Source organism: Draconibacterium sediminis, from assembly GCF_000949475.1.
In the GTDB taxonomy this organism is placed as follows: Bacteria; Bacteroidota; Bacteroidia; order Bacteroidales; family Prolixibacteraceae; genus Draconibacterium; species Draconibacterium sediminis.
In genome coordinates, this window is record NZ_JRHC01000001.1 from 1,518,007 (window position 1) to 1,536,626 (window position 18,620).

Annotated in this window: 11 protein-coding genes; 3 read left to right on the top strand and 8 right to left on the bottom strand. The window is 39.3% G+C overall.

Annotation, left to right across the window (positions count from 1 at the left end):
* Positions 1 to 39 precede the first annotated feature (39 nt).
* Positions 40 to 1,566: a DUF4301 family protein gene (locus tag LH29_RS06305; protein WP_045026871.1), complete on the bottom strand. Its 1,527-nt coding sequence runs from the start codon at positions 1,564 to 1,566 to the stop codon at positions 40 to 42.
* A 158-nt stretch (positions 1,567 to 1,724) separates the two neighbouring features.
* Here LH29_RS06305 and LH29_RS06310 point away from each other — a divergent pair, with 158 nt between their 5' ends.
* Positions 1,725 to 2,669: a TIGR01212 family radical SAM protein gene (locus LH29_RS06310; RefSeq protein ID WP_045026873.1), complete on the top strand. Its 945-nt coding sequence runs from the start codon at positions 1,725 to 1,727 to the stop codon at positions 2,667 to 2,669.
* Positions 2,670 to 2,673: 4 nt separating this feature from the next.
* Here LH29_RS06310 and LH29_RS06315 read toward each other — a convergent pair whose 3' ends face one another.
* The 4 genes from LH29_RS06315 to LH29_RS06330 form a co-directional block, all read right to left on the bottom strand.
* On the bottom strand, positions 2,674 to 4,623 hold the full coding sequence (locus LH29_RS06315; RefSeq protein WP_045026874.1) for a DUF3857 domain-containing protein: 1,950 nt from the start codon (positions 4,621 to 4,623) through the stop codon (positions 2,674 to 2,676).
* A complete protein-coding gene (locus tag LH29_RS06320; protein WP_045026876.1) occupies positions 4,623 to 6,482 on the bottom strand; it encodes a DUF3857 domain-containing protein in 1,860 nt (619 codons plus the stop codon). Before LH29_RS06320 ends, LH29_RS06315 begins: the two co-directional genes overlap by 1 nt.
* 243 nt (positions 6,483 to 6,725) lie before the next feature.
* Positions 6,726 to 7,481 (bottom strand): DUF4197 domain-containing protein, encoded by a 756-nt coding sequence (locus tag LH29_RS06325; RefSeq protein WP_045026879.1) that lies wholly within the window; start codon positions 7,479 to 7,481, stop codon positions 6,726 to 6,728.
* Complete coding sequence (locus LH29_RS06330; protein ID WP_045026881.1) at positions 7,478 to 9,337, bottom strand: YgiQ family radical SAM protein; 1,860 nt, start codon at positions 9,335 to 9,337, stop codon at positions 7,478 to 7,480. Before LH29_RS06330 ends, LH29_RS06325 begins: the two co-directional genes overlap by 4 nt.
* A 225-nt stretch (positions 9,338 to 9,562) precedes the next feature.
* Here LH29_RS06330 and LH29_RS06335 point away from each other — a divergent pair, with 225 nt between their 5' ends.
* Positions 9,563 to 11,353 carry a GNAT family N-acyltransferase gene (locus LH29_RS06335; RefSeq protein WP_045026884.1) on the top strand — a complete coding sequence of 597 codons (1,791 nt, stop codon included), beginning with the start codon at positions 9,563 to 9,565 and terminating at the stop codon, positions 11,351 to 11,353.
* A 508-nt stretch (positions 11,354 to 11,861) separates the two neighbouring features.
* On the opposite strand, the gene LH29_RS06340 is transcribed toward LH29_RS06335, so the two are convergent.
* The 3 genes from LH29_RS06340 to LH29_RS06350 all read right to left on the bottom strand — a co-directional run bounded on the left by LH29_RS06340 (position 11,862) and on the right by LH29_RS06350 (position 15,009).
* Entirely contained in the window at positions 11,862 to 12,062 is a 201-nt protein-coding gene (locus LH29_RS06340; RefSeq protein ID WP_045026887.1) for a YwbE family protein, read from the bottom strand.
* A gap of 71 nt (positions 12,063 to 12,133) precedes the next feature.
* On the bottom strand, positions 12,134 to 13,750 hold the full coding sequence (locus tag LH29_RS06345) for an ABC-F family ATP-binding cassette domain-containing protein (protein ID WP_045026888.1): 1,617 nt from the start codon (positions 13,748 to 13,750) through the stop codon (positions 12,134 to 12,136).
* A 536-nt stretch (positions 13,751 to 14,286) separates the two neighbouring features.
* Positions 14,287 to 15,009: a DUF6261 family protein gene (locus tag LH29_RS06350; protein WP_045026891.1), complete on the bottom strand. Its 723-nt coding sequence runs from the start codon at positions 15,007 to 15,009 to the stop codon at positions 14,287 to 14,289.
* Positions 15,010 to 15,656: 647 nt separating this feature from the next.
* On the opposite strand from LH29_RS06350, the gene LH29_RS06355 reads away from it, so the two are divergent.
* Complete coding sequence (locus LH29_RS06355) at positions 15,657 to 18,548, top strand: HD domain-containing protein (protein WP_045026894.1); 2,892 nt, start codon at positions 15,657 to 15,659, stop codon at positions 18,546 to 18,548.
* The last annotated feature ends 72 nt before the right edge of the window (positions 18,549 to 18,620 follow it).

The following is an 18,620-nucleotide window of genomic DNA, read 5'->3' on the forward strand; positions in this document are numbered from 1 at the left end:
CGCGAAATTAATAATTCGGCCCGAATCTCAAAAACAATCTTACAAGTGTTGATCGCGCAACAGGTCGTTCACCGTTTTTACCGGGTTGAATGTTTCAATCGGCACCTCTACAAAAAGGGTGTTCCAGTTGCTCATCGCTCCGTTCCACAAGCCCGGCAACTCCTGTGCTTTCAGCTCTTTTCCGTCTTTCGATTTTTGCGAAATAAAACCGGTTGCCGGGTCGGTAAATTGGGTGAGATCGTATTTTTCTCCTCTGTAATTTTTTACTGCACAAACCAGATCAACCGGATTAAAGTGAGTAGCGTGGTGAACAATATCCTGTTGTTGAATACTGTCCGGATCGATCTGCGAGCTTTCAACTACCTGCAACGAAATGGTTCCGTCGGCATTCATTGCCCAAAACGGTCCGCCACCCGGTTCGCCTTCATTTTTTACCATTCCGCAAACGCGCAATGGGCGGTTATATTTTTCTTTCAGGTATTGATAAAGTTCTTCGCGCTCGGTGTAATAATGATTTTTAGCCGGTTTGGTATTCAGCGTAAACTCCAAAAAGTTGGCGGCTTCGGCCAAAAAATTACTACTAAGCGCTGTATAATGTTTCTCGTTTAATTCATTCTGATAATAAAACAGCTTTTCCTGGTGTTTTAACAACACACCGGCCAGGCCTTTTTTGAAGTCGATTGTTGGCTGTTTCAAACGATCAGGAACTACATTGTCGATGTTTTTTATGAAGATAATATCGGCATCCAGGTCGTTCAGATTCTCGATTAACGCACCGTGGCCACCCGGACGAAACAACAAACTACCGTCAGAATTTCGGAAAGGTTCATTTGCCAAGTCAACAGCAATCGTGTCGGTCGAAGGTTTTTGCTGGCTGAAAGTAACATCAAATTCAACACCCAACTGTTCTTCGTACCTTTCTTTTATTTCGGCCAGCAAAGTTTCAAATCCCGGTTGATGTTCGGGCGAAACAGTAAAGTGCAGACTGGCTTTACCGTCTTTGTCGGCGGCGTATTTTGCGCCTTCCACCAGGTGTTCCTCAAAAGGAGTCCTTGCCCCGTCTTCATACGAATGAAATTTAAGCAACCCTTTTGGTTTGGCACCGTAATTCAATCCTTTTTCGTTTAGCAGATAGTCCAGTTTATTCATAGCAGAAAGTTGCTCTCCGGCATCAGCAACGGCCTTTTTTAGTTCTTCAGCAAAAGCAAATTTGTTGAGCTCGGTAACATATTGCGCAGCATCTCTGTTGGCGGCAAGTACATCTTCGTGTGGTTGATTTTCGAAGTCTTCCAAAGCCTGGAAAAGTGCTTTAAACATGCGGCTTGCGGCACCCGATGCAGGTACAAATTTTAAGGCTTTTGTTCCTTCTGCAATTTTGGCATCATAACGTTCGCCACGTTTTTTCAAATCTTCGGGGCTTAAACGAATAATGCCTTTTCCTACCGAAGCGGCGTCTTCAATTGCGAGGTAGGGGAAGCCTTTTTTGAAATTTTCGATCTGATTTTGCACGGTTTCGAGTTTACTCCCGCGCTGTTGAATTTGCTGCTTATCTTTATCTGAGAACATATCTGCCTGATTTTTCCTTAAAAATAAAGATTTGAAGCTGTATTTGAAAAGCAAAACCGTTGATATTCGCGGAAAGTTTTCAAGAGTTGTTGATAAGTTTTATGAAGAAAATCCGGATTCACAATTTTACGTACTTTTGCAATTTCAAATAAACGGGGATGCAAAACGGAACATACAGCTGGGGACACGACAGGAGATACAATGATTTTCCAACTTATTTCAGAGCGCTTTTTTCAGAGCGGGTGCAAAAAGTATCGATAGATGCCGGCTTTACCTGCCCTAACCGCGACGGGACAAAAGGTACCGGCGGATGCGCTTATTGCAACAACAAAACGTTTAAACCCACCTATTGCAACCTGGAGAATAGCGTAACCAGCCAGGTGGAAAAAGGCATTGCTTTTTTTGCCAGGAAATATAAGTCGATGCGGTTTTTGGCCTATTTTCAGGCGTATACCAATACTTACGCGCCTATTGAGGACTTGAAGCGTTTGTACGAAGAAGCGCTGGAACATCCAAAAGTAGTTGGATTGGTTATATCAACACGCCCTGATTGTATCTACCCGGAATTGCTGGACTACCTGGCCGAACTCAGCAAAAAAGTGTATGTAATGGTGGAGTTGGGAGTCGAATCGCACCTCGACAGGACTTTGGACAGCATTAACCGCGGGCACTCGTTTGCCGAAGCGGCATGGGCAATTGAGGAAACTGCTAAACGTGGCATTAACAATTGTGCACACATGATTCTTGGTTTGCCGGGCGAAACACGCGAAGAATTGCTTGATCAGGCAAAAACAATATCGAAACTGCCGGTAAAAAACTTAAAGTTGCACCAGTTGCAAATTCACAAAAACACGCTGCTTGAAAAACAGTTTCAGCAACACCCTGAAAATTTCGATCTGTACACTGCCGACGAATACATTGATTTGGTTATCGATTACCTGGAGCTTTTAAATCCCGAAATCATAGTTGAACGTTTTATCAGCCAGGCGCCACCCGAAATGCTGATCGCCCCAAAATGGGGATTAAAGAATTTTGAGTTTGTTGCCAAAGTGGAAAAACGCTTAAAAGAGCGTGATACGTGGCAGGGGAAACGGTTTATTTAACCGGCTATATTTTTTTAAGGACTATTTTCTCATTACCTCGTTTAACGATCTCATTAAAATAGAATTGAATTTTGGAGTAGTCGCTCGCATCGTACACAGATTCTTTAAAATCGGTTAATAAAATCACCCGAATACGATCTTCAATCTGCTCAACTGAATAATTAAGTTCAAACAGGTTGTTCTTTATTTTATAATTTTCAGGTTGGTAATCAAGTTCATATCCTTCAGGTATAATAATATTTGAAGTTAAAATCGATTTTGTTGGGTATGTCATGTCAATCGGATATGACCTTGACGGTTGATTTAAAGGATTATCCTGAAGGGATTTATTTAAGAAAGGTTTGATATATAATTTTTCGTTAATCAACTCCGGTGTCATTGTCAGATCATATTCATAACGAAACTCTTTGCTTTTATCTGAAATCTCAGAAAAATCAGCTCTGTCTATTTTATAATCTCTTTCTTCAAGGTAGTCATCAAGTTTATTTTTGTCATCACCGATAATACTTTTTAACCTGAAAGCTTTGTATTCAGAAGCGAATGATCTCACCATTACGTTTGAGGTTTCCTTTGCCGGATCGATGGTGAAATCGAGGGCTGAAATGGACGGGAATTTGCATTGTAAGCCAATCCATTTTACATCCTGATCGGGATTGATGATTAAACCTTTGTCGTTAATACACCGCGATGGAATTCTGTTATTTGCCACATTTGAATTAGTGGCATCGCTCAACACATTTTTTCCATCAATATTAGCCATCAGAATAACATAGTTAAAATAGTGAGCAAAAGGATAGTTGTCACTTACTTTTCCATTTTCGCGGGTGCTTATTAAAACCGGAGTGGCTTCTATTCCTGCGGCTCGCAATAACCCGATGGTTAGTAAATTCAGGTCTGCCGCATTACCATATTTATCCTTTAAAATATCATTTACTGATTTGGAGGAATATTTCCCATTGTACTCATTCCAGCTATAATTGTTTTTAACATAGCTAACTATGTAATCGAATTTGTCTTTTGTTGTTTTGTCTTTTAAAGCATCCAAGTCAATAATTTTGGAAGCTGACTTCTCACATTTTTTTACGTATTTGCCAAAATTGGGATGATCACTGTATTCCTTGATTAAATTTGGCCAGGTTGTCATTATCTCTTTATCACCACCATTCGGGTAATTAATTTTCGCGAGTTGGAAATCAAGTTTAATGATGTAGTCGTTTATTGAAGTGATATAGTCTTCGCTGTTAAATGCAGGTATGTCTCTCATCAAAAATTTGTTAATAACATCTTTGTACTCTATGCGGGCAAATTCGTGAGAGCTTTTGTCTGTATATGATTCTTTCTTAAGAGAAGTTCCTGTCCGTTGGGCCAGGTAAATGTATTCATAAAAAGGAATCATGGCTGCGGTATACTCGCTGTAGATGGTTGGTATTTTGCTCTGGAATTCCCAGTCTCGCAGATTAAAGACGTATTGTGAGGAGATTTTGTACGTAAACTCAATAATAGAACCTGCTTTTACGTTGGGCATCGCAATTTTTCTGACCATCCAGTAATCATTGTAAATTTCATCATTCCAGGAATCTGCTTGTAATTCGGTTCGGTTTAATCGTCCGTCCTCAAAATTGTAAGTGCAGGCCTTTAAATCATATATTTTTTCGTAAATGTTTCCTTCGCGATAAAATGGAATTTCAATTTCAGCATATTCAATTCCAGCTTCTTTTAGAATTTTGATTCGTTTTGATCTTTCAAAAATCAAATCGAAGCCACTATTAATATTCTGACGAAAATACGATGATCCTTTATCATAAATAACCACAGCCTCTGCGGTCTTATCTTTATCGTATTCTTTCAGGTCAATATCTGCTTTACTTACTTTTCCGTAATCAAAGGAGAAATTCTGGGCATTGGCAACACTAAAACAAAGAATAGTAAATAATGCGATTAAAAGGTTTTTCATTATAAGGATTTTTTAGAAAGGGTAATATAAAACTTGTTCTCAAATTCCACTATTTCGTTGATAAACGAGTAAAACGCCTGGTACTCAGAAATTGGATATTTTCCACTATTTAGCAGGAAGGTTTTACGTATTTTAAAGTGATCATCCACTTGCTCTGTTCGGGTTGAAAATGATCCGTATTTGCTCTCTATTGATTTGTGCTCAGGAATGTTATTGGCTATGTAGCCAGCAGGTATTTTGTAGTTTAATTCGTCTTTGTTGTAAATAGGGTAATCAATTTGGACGGGAAGAACTCTTTTTGAGGGTGAATCAAAACTACTGATTTCAAAAGGCAGAAGCCTGATAATCATATCGCTTCCGTATTTTTCATATAAACCGTTTGATTTTGCTGAGTAGGACAGCTCAGCTTTAAGCGAATCCTGTTTGGCTCGATGGTTTATAATTTCAATAGGCTCAAATCCGTCAGCAATGAGATGTTCTCTTACGATTTCCAGGTTGTCGTTTTCATTTGTTGAACTGATAAGATTGTGTAATAACTCGAAATCCTCTCCTCTGTAGGTATTGAAAAATTCGGTTTTACACTCATTTCTTGTTACATGTTCAAGATTAACATGGCGTTCGCAAAGCACTTGTTCTTTTGTTAGAGCCGGAATTCTTGAGAAGTGACTTTTTTCGCCATTAATAACAAATGCTTCCCGGTTTTGAATAAAGGTACCAATATATTCGAAGGGATTATCGCTTGTGCAATCCAGCCAAAGTGTATCATTTTTTACCGGCACACAAACAACGATGTGATTTGATTGCATCGAAGGGAGCGAATGATCGACCTCTTCGATCGGGTCTCCGGCTGCAAGTTTTGCGTAAAAGCATTCAATCCCGAAACTTTTTAGCAACGCCATAAAATAAATGCTTAGCGCTTTGCAATCTCCATAATGATTTTGAGATACATAACTTGCCGGATATGGTTTTAGTCCTCCGGTTTCAAGGCTAATATTTATGTACCGGGTTTCATTTTGCACATATTGGTATATGGTTTTAATTACTGCTTTTTCATCTTCAATTCCATTAATAAGATTTTCAATTGTTTTTACTTCATTATCAGGAATATCGAACAAACTGGCAATAAGTTCATCTTGCCAGCTACCATAGGTTTCCCATGAATCAAAAGAACCCTTAATTTCAAATTTGAATTTTTGAGGGACCACCTGTACCGAAGGAACATGGTCTAAAAGCGGAGGTGCAAACACTTCATTTTCCATACTTCCATCGTAGTTTGTTTTCCAACGATAACGATATTCATCATCAATAGAATCCCGGCTAAATGACGAAACAAAACTGTTCTTGTAAGTAAGCTCGATATCTTTTTCCGCAAGAACCTCCAACTCAGCGTTTAGCGTGGGAATATCCAGATCGAGAATTGGAACCCAATGCGCTACATAAAGAAACTGATCTTCTGATTCTTCATATTCATAGAAAAGGGTGTAGGGATAAACGTTATGCTTTAACTTGAATTCTTTTACAAATTCATCCTCGTAAAAGGTGCCGCTCGAAAAAGAACTTCTTTCAGAGATGTCGCTTTTCTTTAGTTTTTTTACAATCTCCCCGTTTTTATCTTTTATGTAAGCCTTTATGTTTGTGACTTTCAATAAACTTGAAAATGGGATTGTAACTTCAGTGTATTCTTCTCCGTGGCGATTATTGATAAGAATTTCAAAAGAACTGATTCTGGATAAGTTGTTCTTTTTTAATGCTACTGATGTTTTCTGGTTTAACAGAACTGCATCAAGGCATTGTGCAAAAAGTGTATGCTGAAAAAGTAGGGTAACAATAAAACAGAATAAAGTCAATCTGTTTCGCATAAGTACAGGGTTTGTTAAGTTAAATTAGTTATTTCTGAAAGTCTGCATTTTAGGTTCTTTGCTAACAAAAATAATATTTTGAATAAGTTAACAAAATGATTTAAGGGATTGAATAAAATTTAGAATGCGTCTAAAGTGTTGGTTGAGAAGGTTTAAATAAAAATGCCCCGAAAAATTAATTTCGGAGCAGCGATATTCTGATTTTAGAATGACCTGTCTGTAAGCAATAGTTAAGCCGGTCGTTCAGCTGTCAACCGAACCAAATACTTTTTTTAGCAAACTGGTTACACGTGCTGCCGGATCTTCCCGGATCAGTTTTTCTTCTCCGGCAATTTTCAGGAATACACCGTCAAGCGCTTTGGCGGTGAGGTAGTCTTCCAGCTGGGTGTCAACCTTTTCCAATCCCGCTGTTTGCCCGAGAAAAGAACCGGCCACCTGGTTCCATTTACCAACCATGGTGTCCCAGCTTTCTTTGGTCGATACACCGCCAACTAATTCTTTCTCCACCGATTCCTTAATTTTTGGTCGGTAAAGCTGAAAAAGCTGATCGTAAGTGGTTTTATGCAAATAGGCCGTAGCGGCATTGTCGTTGCCTTTTAAAATTCCAAGGGCATCGTTGAAAGTCATACTTTTTATGCTGTTCACAAAAATTGGAGCGGCATCCTTTGCAGCGTCTTCAGCAGCACGGTTGATATGTAATAATACATCATCGATCAATTTCTCACCTCCCGGAACTTTCCCTGCATTTTCAACAATCATATCGGCTTCGGGTGGAAGCAAAATTTTTACCAGGTCGTCTTTGTAATAACCGTCTTGCGCACCAAGAATATCCACCGAATTGTTAGTGCCTCTAATGAGCGCTTCTTTTAATCCTGCAACAATTTCCGATTGAGTTAAAGGCGTTTCTCCTTCCAGGGTTTGCTGGGCAATTTGCATTACTTCGGCGCAGCCCGATAGCATAATTGCTACTGCCAGCGTTAACATTCTGAGTATCTTCATTTAGTGTCGTTATTTTGTTTTTTACTGAAAAGCTGTTTCACGAGGTCTTCGCGGCCTTTTGCTTTTAGGTCGCGAATAATTTTATTCCGAAATTCCTTTTTATACCAGAAGAAGAACTGGCGTTGTTGTTCTTTGGCGTTTTTGTTTCGGGCCGTATAAATTTGCTCCATCGTGTAGGGGTGATACCCCGAATAATAAACCACGGTAGCCAGCGTCATCGGTGTAGGTGTAAAATCCTGCACCTGCTCGAGCTTGAAATTCATGTCTTTTGTCTGGATAGCCAGATTGGCCATGTCTTCCGATTTACTGCCCGGATGACTCGAAATAAAATACGGAATCAGCTGCTGATTCAGCTTTTCTTCCTTGTTTATTTTTATAAACTCCTGATTCAGTTCCTCAAACAGTTTAAACGACGGTTTTCGCATAAACTTCAGGACCTCGTCCGACGAGTGTTCCGGAGCCACTTTCAATCTTCCCGAAACGTGATGTTTGATCACCTCACGCAAATATTCCCGATTGGTTTCGTTTACTGCTTCATCATTGGTTTTCTCCAATATCATATCATATCGGATTCCACTACCGATAAAAGCCTTTTTTATCTTTGGATTGCTTCGGACTTTTCTATAGAGATCGAGCATCCCTTTATGGCTAACATCCAGGTTTTTACAAACCGACGGAAAAATACACGACGGACGTTTACACTTTCGGCAAATCTCCTCGTGAATACCTTTCATTTTGTACATGTTGGCCGACGGGCCACCCAAATCGGAAATGTAACCTTTAAAATCGGGCATTTCGGTTACTTTCTCTACTTCCCGAAGAACAGATTTCTCGGAACGGCTGGCAATAAATTTCCCCTGGTGCGCCGAAATGGTACAAAAGGTACAACCGCCAAAACATCCGCGATGGATATTTATGGAGTGCCGGATCATTTCATAAGCAGGAATAACGCCTTTATTGTTGTAGCGCGGATGCGGCAAACGTGTGTACGGCAAATCATAAATGCGGTCGATCTCTTTTTCCTTAAAAGTTGGCCACGGCGGATTTACTACCACTTTTTTATCGCCAATTCGCTGCACCAGCTTTTTGGCCTCCATCTTGTTCGATTCCTCCTCGATGTGCATAAAGTTACGTGCATACTCTTTCTTTTCCTGCAAACAGGTATCGTGCGAGGCCAGTTCCAGCTCATCCCAGTTCTTTTTGGTAGCATAGGCTTCATCAGCATCAACCATAAAAACAGTTTGCGGAATGGTGGTCAGCGAATCTACAGGAATTCCACGTTTCACCAGGCGCGCAAAATCAACAATCGATTTTTCGCCCATTCCGTAAAACAGTAAATCGGCCTGTGTATCAGCCAAAATCGAGGGCATTAAACGATCCGACCAATAGTCGTAATGCGTTAAACGGCGCAACGAGGCCTCAATTCCTCCGATTACCAGCGGCACATCGGGATACAGTTCTTTTAATATTTTCGAGTAAGTAATGGTGGCGTAATCCGGACGTTTTCCAATCTGCCCACCCGGCGTGTACGCGTCGTTCGAGCGTTTGCGCTTCCCGGCGGTGTAGTGGTTTACCATCGAGTCCATGTTTCCTGCCGTAACAGCAAAAAACAGGTTTGGTTTCCCCAGCTTTTTAAAGTCGCGTAAATCATCGGTCCAGTTGGGTTGCGGAACAATTCCTACGCGCAATCCTTCGGCTTCCAGTACCCGGCCAATAACAGCCGCTCCAAACGATGGATGATCAATATAGGCATCGCCGGTAAATAAAATTACATCCAGCTCCTCCCAGCCCAACTGTTTTACTTCCTTCTTCGATGTGGGGAGCCAGTCTGTAATCTGTAGTTTGTTTTCTGTCATTTATCTAATTTGTAACCTTATAACAAATAAAGTTCAAATATGATTAAAAAATTATTCTCAGTGGTCAAATTGCCGTTTTTAGCCCCCAAAGGGCAACCTTAAAATAATTGTGTAGTAATAATAATGTAACGGTGTTAATTCAAAAATCGTTTTATTTTTGTAATGAACTGAGTTCATCATTTAAACAACTCAGATAGACAGTGTATTTGAACTTAAAAGCAATAAATGGAATTACCAGAGCCAAAAGATTTGTTCAAAGACCAACTCCCTGCACCTGCCAACGGCGATTATTTCGCCAAGTTCCTGATGTTTATTCTTCGTTTTAAAAAGCTGGATAAAATTTACGAGAAGATTGTAGATAAGCGAGGTGTGGATTTTATCGACGAGCTGATTAAAATGCTGGAGTTCGATATTGAGTTTGACGAAGAGCAGCTAAAAAAAATACCAAAAGAAGGTCCGCTCATTATTGTGGCCAACCATCCGCTTGGAGGTTTCGACGGTTTGTTGCTGATTAAATACCTGTCGCTGGTGCGCAAGGATGTTAAGGTGCTGGCGAATTATTTGTTGAAAAAGATAGATGCTGTTTCGGAGTATTTTATGGAAGACAATCCGTTTGATGATTCGGAGCAAGGAACTTATTATGGATTAAAAGAAGCCGTTATGCATTTGAATAGCGGGGGAGTGCTCTGTCTTTTTCCTGCTATCGATGTACACACAAAGGACCCGTTTGGTGGCGTAACCGACAAAGTTTGGCAGTTTCCGGTGGTGAATTTTATTAAAATGGCGCGCGTTCCTGTTGTTCCGGTATTGTTTCAGGGAACCAACAGCCGTTTGTTGCATTTGGTGGCCAAAATCAATCCGGCTTTGAAAAGTGCACGTTTACCCTCGGAGATTTTGCGAAAAAAACATAAGAAAATAAAGTTGCGAATTGGCAGCCCCGTTAAAGTTGACGAGCAGGATACTTACAACGATGTGTATCAGCTGGGGCGGTTTCTGCGTGCCAAAACATACAGTATGGAATCGGACATTGAGGTGCGGCGCTTTTTTAACTATGCGTTGAAAGCCAATGTAAAACCCGAAACCATTATCGACCCGGTTCCGTTGGCAAAAATTCAGAAAGAAATTCAGCTGATAAAATCGAAGCACACACTGTTTACGCTAAAAAATTATACGGCGTATTGTGCACCGTCGTCGCTGATCCCGAATATATTGAATGAAATCGGTCGTTTGCGCGAAATAACTTTCCGCGAAGTAGGCGAGGGCACCAACCGCAGCATTGATATCGACGAATATGATTTGTACTATAACCAGATGTTTATCTGGGACGAGGACGAGCATCGGATTGTTGGGGCATATCGACTGGGGAAGGGCAAAGACATTATGGAGCAGCTGGGCCGGCGGGGCTTTTACCTGCATTCGCTGTTCCGCATCTCCGAAAATTTTAAACCCATTCTGAAAGAAAGTATTGAGTTGGGGCGCTCGTTTGTTATTAAAGAATACCAGCGCAAACCCATGCCGTTGTTTTTGTTGTGGAAGGGTATTTTATATTTTCTGCTGAAAAACCCGGAATACCGTTACCTGATTGGGCCGGTGAGCATTAGTAATAATTATTCAAAGGTGTCGAAAGACCTGATCATTAAGTTTATTATGAAGAACCATTTGAACTGGAAAATGGCTCAGCATATTAAACCGCGCAACAGCTACAAATTTAAAAGCGATAACGCGGATCTGAATTCACTGATGGAAAATGTTGAGCACGATATTAACCGGCTCGACAAAACCATTGGCGATTTGGATGAACTGAACTCAGGTCTTCCGGTGTTGCTGAAAAAGTACATTAAACTGAATGCTGAGATTATTGGATTTAATGTAGACCCGAAATTTAATAACTGCCTCGATGGACTGATTGTGCTCGACGTTTACAATGTGCCGAAAAATACCATCGAGTCGCTGTCAAAAGAAGCCAACGACGGCTCTATTCTCGACCGCTTTTATGGCAGCCGCGAAGTAGAGTAAAATCAAGGCAAAAGTAAAAAGTTGAGAACTGCTGTCATTTCGACGAGGAACGAGGAGAGATCTGTTACAAGTTTTCAGTCTCAGTTCTCAGTCTCAGTCACAGTTACCAGATAACAATTTGTCAATTTAGCAATTCAGCAATTTTCTTCTTTGAGTGAATGAGTTATTGAGTAAATAAGTTGGCAGTACGCAAGTAGCAGTATGCAAAAAGCCCCAAAGGAGCGAAATGCAACAGTCTGGTGCTGTTTTTTGTCGCAGTTTTCAGTCTCAGTAGCCAATCCCAGTAATCAGTTAACAATTTAACAATTCAGCAGTTTGTCAATTTACCTTTCCTAAAACCGCAAAGCCTTCCAGTATCCAGTATCCAGTATCAAGAATCCAATATCAAGAATCAAGGATCAAGGATCCAGCATCAAAAGACCTAACCACAAAAGAATTAAAGCATTTACGCATTAAAGCATTGCAGCATTCAATCCCTCAATCCTTCAGTTTTTCAGTCCTTCAATCCTTACTCCTCCTTCAAAATCTTTTGTACGCGGCCGACTTCTCCGCTTTCGAGCATAACTTTTATTCCGTGGGGGTGGACGGGTGAATTCGTCAAAATTCTTTTAACGATACCACAGGTTAACTCACCAGATTGCTGGTGTTCTTTTTTTACTACGGCTACGTTTAAGCCGATTTTAATATTGTTACGTTTCTGGTTATTCATGTGCTGATTTTTAAAATTAATGCTTTGCACCAGCCAGGTATGTTTTATCGGCAGTTTCTTCTAAAACAACTTTATTTCGCATAAAGTTTTTCGCGCAGTGCATGAATTTTATCGTCCTCAATATATTCGTCGTACGGCATTAGTTTGTCGATAATACCGTTAGGCGTTAATTCGATAATGCGGTTACACACCGATGAGATAAACTCGTGGTCGTGCGACGACATAAACACGTTTCCGGGGTATTTAATCAGGTTGTTGTTAAAGGCCTGAATCGATTCCAGATCGAGGTGGTTGGTTGGAGTATCCAAAATCAGCACGTTAGCGTTTAGCAACTGCATTTTGGCAATCATACAACGCATTTTCTCACCTCCCGAAAGTACGTTTACCTTTTTGTAGATCTCCTCGCCGGCAAACAACATTCGTCCCAAATAACCGCGAATATAAATTTCGGTAGTGTCGGTAGTGTACTGGCATAACCAGTCGAACAAGCTTAAGTCGCTATCGAAAAACTCCGAGTTGTCTAACGGCAGGTATGCTGATGTTATGGTTTGTCCCCACTGGTAAGTTCCCGAGTCGGCTTCACGGTTTCCGTTAATGATCTCGAAAAAGGCTGTCATTGCACGGTGGTCGCGCGACAGGAACACAATTTTTTCACCTTTTTGTGCCGTAAATTCCACGTCTTTAAAAAGTGTGGTTCCATCAATGCTGGCGCTCAGGTTTTCCACTTCCAGAATACGGTCGCCGGCCTCACGTTCGGGGTTAAAAATAATTCCCGGGTATTTACGTGTCGATGGCTGAATATCATCCACATTCAGTTTCTCCAACATTTTCTTACGGCTGGTAGTTTGTTTCGATTTAGCCACGTTAGCGCTAAAACGCGAAATAAACTCCTGCAGTTCTTTCTTCTTCTCCTCAGCTTTTTTGTTTTGAGCCTGCTGCTGACGAAGAGCCAGCTGGCTACTCTGGTACCAGAAACTGTAGTTTCCGGCAAACATTTTTATATCGCCGTAATCAATATCTATTGTGTGGGTAGAAATAGCATCCAGGAAGTGACGGTCGTGCGATACCACCAGCACGGTATTTTCGTAATTGGCCAGGTAATTCTCCAGCCAAACAACGGTTTCCAGGTCGAGGTCGTTGGTAGGCTCATCGAGCAGCAGGTTATCGGGATTTCCGAATAATGCCTGTGCCAGCAGAACACGCACCTTTTGGTTACCGCTCATGTCTTTCATCAGCGTGTAATGGTATTCCTCTTTAATACCCAGGTTGCTTAACAAAGTAGCTGCATCGCTTTCGGCATTCCAGCCGCCCATGTCGCCAAACTTTTCTTCCAGCTCGCCGGCTAAAATTCCGTCGGCTTCCGAAAAATCAGGTTTCATGTAAAGCGCATCTTTTTCTTTCATCAGGTCCCAAAGCTCGGCATGACCTTTCATAACAGTATCCAGAACAGTGAACTCATCAAAAGCAAAGTGGTCCTGGCTTAACACCGAAAGGCGCTCACCCGGTTCAAGCGAGATGTGTCCTGCGGTAGGATCGATCTGTCCTGAGATTGCTTTTAAAAATGTTGATTTTCCTGCTCCGTTTGCGCCGATAACACCATAACAGTTTCCGGCCGTAAACTTCATGTTAACGTCCTGAAATAGTATGCGTTTCCCAAACTGTATTCTTAAATTCGATACTGTAATCATTGTATAATTCTGTTTTCAATTTTTTCCCTTTTTCCAAGGGTGTGCAAACCTAGACAAATATTTGATACTGTGTGTTAAGGTAACAACAAGTAATGGTGGAGTTAGTCTTAAATTAATACAGGAAGGGGGACAAGGCTAAAAGTTAAAGGCAAAAGGCAAAAGTAAAAAGTAACTGTCATCTCGACGAGGAACGAGGAGAGATCAGTCTCAGTTTTCAGTCTCAGTTTTCAGTTAACAATTTTTGAATTTAACAATTCAACAGTTTGCTTCGTTGAGTGGATGATTATTGGGTGAGTGAGGGGGATGGACGAGATTGATGAATGAAGATGAACGATTTGAGATTGCAGAAGGATTGCAAATGTGCGCTGGGCTCCTTTTGCGTTGCTACCTGGTGATGCTCTCACTCCGAGTGAGGGTATCACTACTTTCAACACTTGCACGCAGATTTCGCAGATAAGCGCAGAAGAAGCGGGAAACAAAGAAAGGCAGTGTTTCGCAACACCGCCTTTTAACAAACAAAATCTATTAATTAAAATCTACTCACCATCCTCCGGTGTATTGTCTTTCTTTTTTCGCCGTTTTACCGCCTGGTTGTTTGCTGCGGTTATTTCGGCAACGGTTCGGGCAAAATTGCCATACACGGGTTCGTTAAGCTGCTCCATAACGTTGAGATACGGAACCAGCAAACCGTTAATCTGGTCGAGAACTGTTTTCTTCAGTTGGGTGGCATTCTCGAGGGTGCCTTCCTGGCCCTGGGCTTCCTCGAAACTTAAGCGGTTGGTTTCAAAATTATCCTGGGCCTCTTGCAGGGCGGCAATATATTCGGCACACTGCGGAACCAGTGCAATCGTATCAAGCAGTTGTGGTTTTTTGTAATCAGCCAGCATCGAATTCAACAATGAACTTTCGGTGGTGAAACCTTCGTTTTTCATTTCCAGTCCATATTGTTCGAAAATTTCGAGCAGGCGAAGGGCAGCAGCTTTGATTACAGCATCGGGATGGTGCGAGAAACTTACCAGAAGGAAATAAAATGCCGTTATTTTTTCGTCGCGGATATCATCGTAATACATTTGCTCGCTTTTGGCTTTAAGCCGTTTAATTGCCGACGAAAGTAAGGCCAGCGCATCAATAATCAGGGCAAAAATCTTCACCATGTTCTCATCGGTGTTCAGGGTGCTTTGCTGATAGCCATTAACAATTTGAGTTGCCGAACCATCAACCTCTGTTGTGCGGCTGCTGTAATGGAGTTTTTCAATCATAATAATTTAATTTTTAGTGTTAATAAGGATCTTCGGGCTGTGCTAAATGGTTAAATGTTTTTTTGATAATTCCCTTCAATTTACGACAAATGCGAGGAAACTTATTAAACAAAAGATCATGTTATGTAGCATAAACAGATATTTAAAAGTCACTTTTTACTTTTTAATGGAGCAAACAAATGTTTACACCTCTGCTTTTAGCCCGGGTAGGACATAAACAAATGTTTAAGTCCCCGATTTTTATTTTTTCATGCCTTAAACAGTTGTTTAACACCCCAAAAAGTAGAAAAACAAGGCTTAAATAGTTGTTTAAGGGGCAAAAAAATGATTTGGATGGCCTTAAACGTTTGTTCGTGCCACCAAAAAGTATTTTTTAAGGGTTTAAACAAATGGCTATGCCTAATGGATTGTTTTTTAGTGTTTTTGCACAAAACATAAAAAATATGTTTAGTTTTAATGCACCAAAAACAATAGCCATTGAATTCGCGCCCTGAAATAGTTGCTGAAAATTACGTTCGTAACATTGATTAGAGTATACCAATGCTTGATGTCTTTCATGTATAAGAGGTTATTTGGCTTTTGTTGATGAGAAAACTGGTTAGATGTGATGATAGGCTAGCATAAACAATATTTATAACTATAGTACTATGATTAAACTCCTAGAGAAGCTTCTTTACGAAAAAACGCAAGGGACCCAAAGTGAAATCTTGTTTGCACAGTGGAATTATGACAAAAAGGTGATTCCTGTTGCACTTAATGCAGTTTCTAGTTTATTTCCTCATTACAGCCTGCATGATGAGTCACATTCAATAACTATCGTTAATAATATTGTAAGAATTTTAGGTAAAGAAAAGCTAGACAAGCTTTCTGCAATTGATATTTGGCTAATTCTTGAAGCAAGTTATTCTCATGACCTAGGGATGGTTGTCTCAAGTGATAAACTTATTGAGGCTCTGACATCCAAAGATTTTTTTGATTTTTTTAATGAAATTCAACAAGACAAAAAGAATGGACTACATGAATTTGCGTTACAATTCAAAATTGAGGATGATAGAATTAAATACAATTCAAATGTATTAAGTTTAGAATATCATGATGGTATCAAATTCATTTTAGCTGAGTTTTTTAGAAGACAACACTCTGATAGGTCTAAGGAAATAATCACAAATCCTAATGGTGAATTAAAATTATCTTCTCCAAGAGGAGTTATTCCAAAACGAATTTTTAAGATTCTTGCAAACATCTGTTCGTGTCATACTAAAAGCTTTGAAGAAGTAATGGATTTGCCGTTTAGCGAAGTAGGTATTGATATTGAAAACGCACATCCAAGGTTTATTTCATGTCTTTTAAGAGTTGGCGATTTATTAGATTTGGACAATAATAGGTTTTCCGAGGTTATGTTAAGAACACTTAGTAAAATCCCAATTGACACTTTAAACCATAAGGCAAAACACCTTTCTATTGAATCTTTCAGAATTGACAATGAAATAATAGATGTTACAGCAAAATGTCTTGATTATGACACCGCCAATGTAACACAGCATTGGTTTAACTACTTGAATTCTGAAATAAGTCAGCAAATGATCAACTGGAATAATATTGTTCCTTCTAAAGAACTAGGATATTTGCCAACAATTGGGAGCTTAATAGTCGAGCTATCTAACTACGAATATATCGATGGTAAAAAGAAACCAAAGTTTACTGTTGATACTGATAAAGCAATAGAATTACTTCGAGGTGCTGGAATATACGAAGGGGCATATCAATGTATAAGAGAGATCTTACAAAATGCAGTTGATGCTACGTTGTTAAGATTATGGTTAGAATATAAGGAAGAACCAGATTTTGATTTAACTAATCCTAATTCCGTTGATTTTATTCGTGTAAAAAATGATTTTCCAATTTACATTAACATCAACGAAAAAGATGTTGTAGACCAATACAAAATTTGGGAGTTTAATATTACTGACAAAGGGACTGGATTATCAACCTATGATTTAGGATTTTTAATGAATACAGGAAGCTCCTCTAAAAATAGGAAAAGAGTTAGCCTTATTGATGAAATGCCTTTATGGATGCGACCTTCAGGGATTTTTGGGATCGGTTTTCAAAGCATTTTTATGCTAACAGAACAAGTTAAGTTAGAAACAAAAAGTTTTTTCAATGAAGAATTCCAAATCATAGAACTTAATAGTCCAAATTCGGCTAAGGATGGTGGGATATTGGTCCAGAAGATTAAAACCAATCACAGAATAAAACCTGGTACAAAACTTTCATTCGAACACAAAACAACAGCGATTCCAAAAAGATGGACAATAAAAGGAGAACAAAAGAATGCAAGTAGAATTGCTCATAATTATGATCCCTTTTCTCATGAATCTCTTGATATTGAACTAGGAAAGGTTTTTGATGAAATCTTTGACTTTACATCAAAATGCCATATTCCAATAAAATTATTCTTGAATGGAAAGGAAATAGAAACCCACAGCAACAATAACAAATTCAAGTATTTTGACAAAGAAAACTCGTTAGAACTAAATATTCGTTCTAATACAAGTGAAAGTAATAGACGTGGGGCAATTACATATTATAAAAATCAAAGAGCAGAAAATAATTTACAAATTAAATTCTTAGATATTGAGCTTAATATTCACAAAGACAAGGCTTCAGCGGTTTTAGAATTGAGTAGAAATAAGATAAGACCCGAATATAATGATGAATTAATCCGACAGCTTTTTACGAGTACATTTAAAGTGATTGTCGAAAATTTCAATGAAGTATTTGGTAGCGAAGAGGCGAAACAAATAGGAAGTATGTTTTTAAACTATTACCAAGAACAATTTGAATTTTTATCTAGGTTTGATATAAGGACGTTCAATCAATGGGAGCATTTTGAAATAAAAATTGGGGATACCAATTATAAAATGAAGGATTTACTAATTGCAATTGACAGCTTAAAAATAACTTATGACAGAAGAATAATTTCTTATTTTGGAGATATCTATGAAATCAATGACAATGCGCTATCAATAAGTTTAAAAGGTGGTTATCCATCTAACGGTTACACAACCTTTCTATTGGGTGAATGTAGTAAAATAATGACTTCAGTTAAAAAAGTTGAAGACATTGAGGCAAATGTGAAGCAAATTATCTTTTCTAAAAAAGCTCAGGGAAATCCTGTTGAGGAATCAGAAATTAAGCGTATTTTGATCAACACAAAAAACAATTACTACTCATCAAGATCTATAATTCCTTGTGTAGAAAAATACTTTAAACTTCGATTGAAGGACGACGCTCACGAAGCATATGTGTATCACTATAGGTTTGATTATTATCTTAATCTACGTTATCCAAAAATGCTATCACCGTTCATTTCAGTTGAAGACGGAAATGATAAGACAGAATTGCAACTCGTACTAAATGATAAGTTGTATAATTGGGTTTACGAAAACCGATATGATGAAAAGACGACATTAGAGGATATAAAAGAGTATTATCAGATGTTTATTGATGAATATAAAATTGAGGACTTAAAATAAGAGTGACTGCCCCATGTCTGCGCTGATTTAATATCGGTGCACGATTCGGAAGAATAGAAAAGAACAAACATT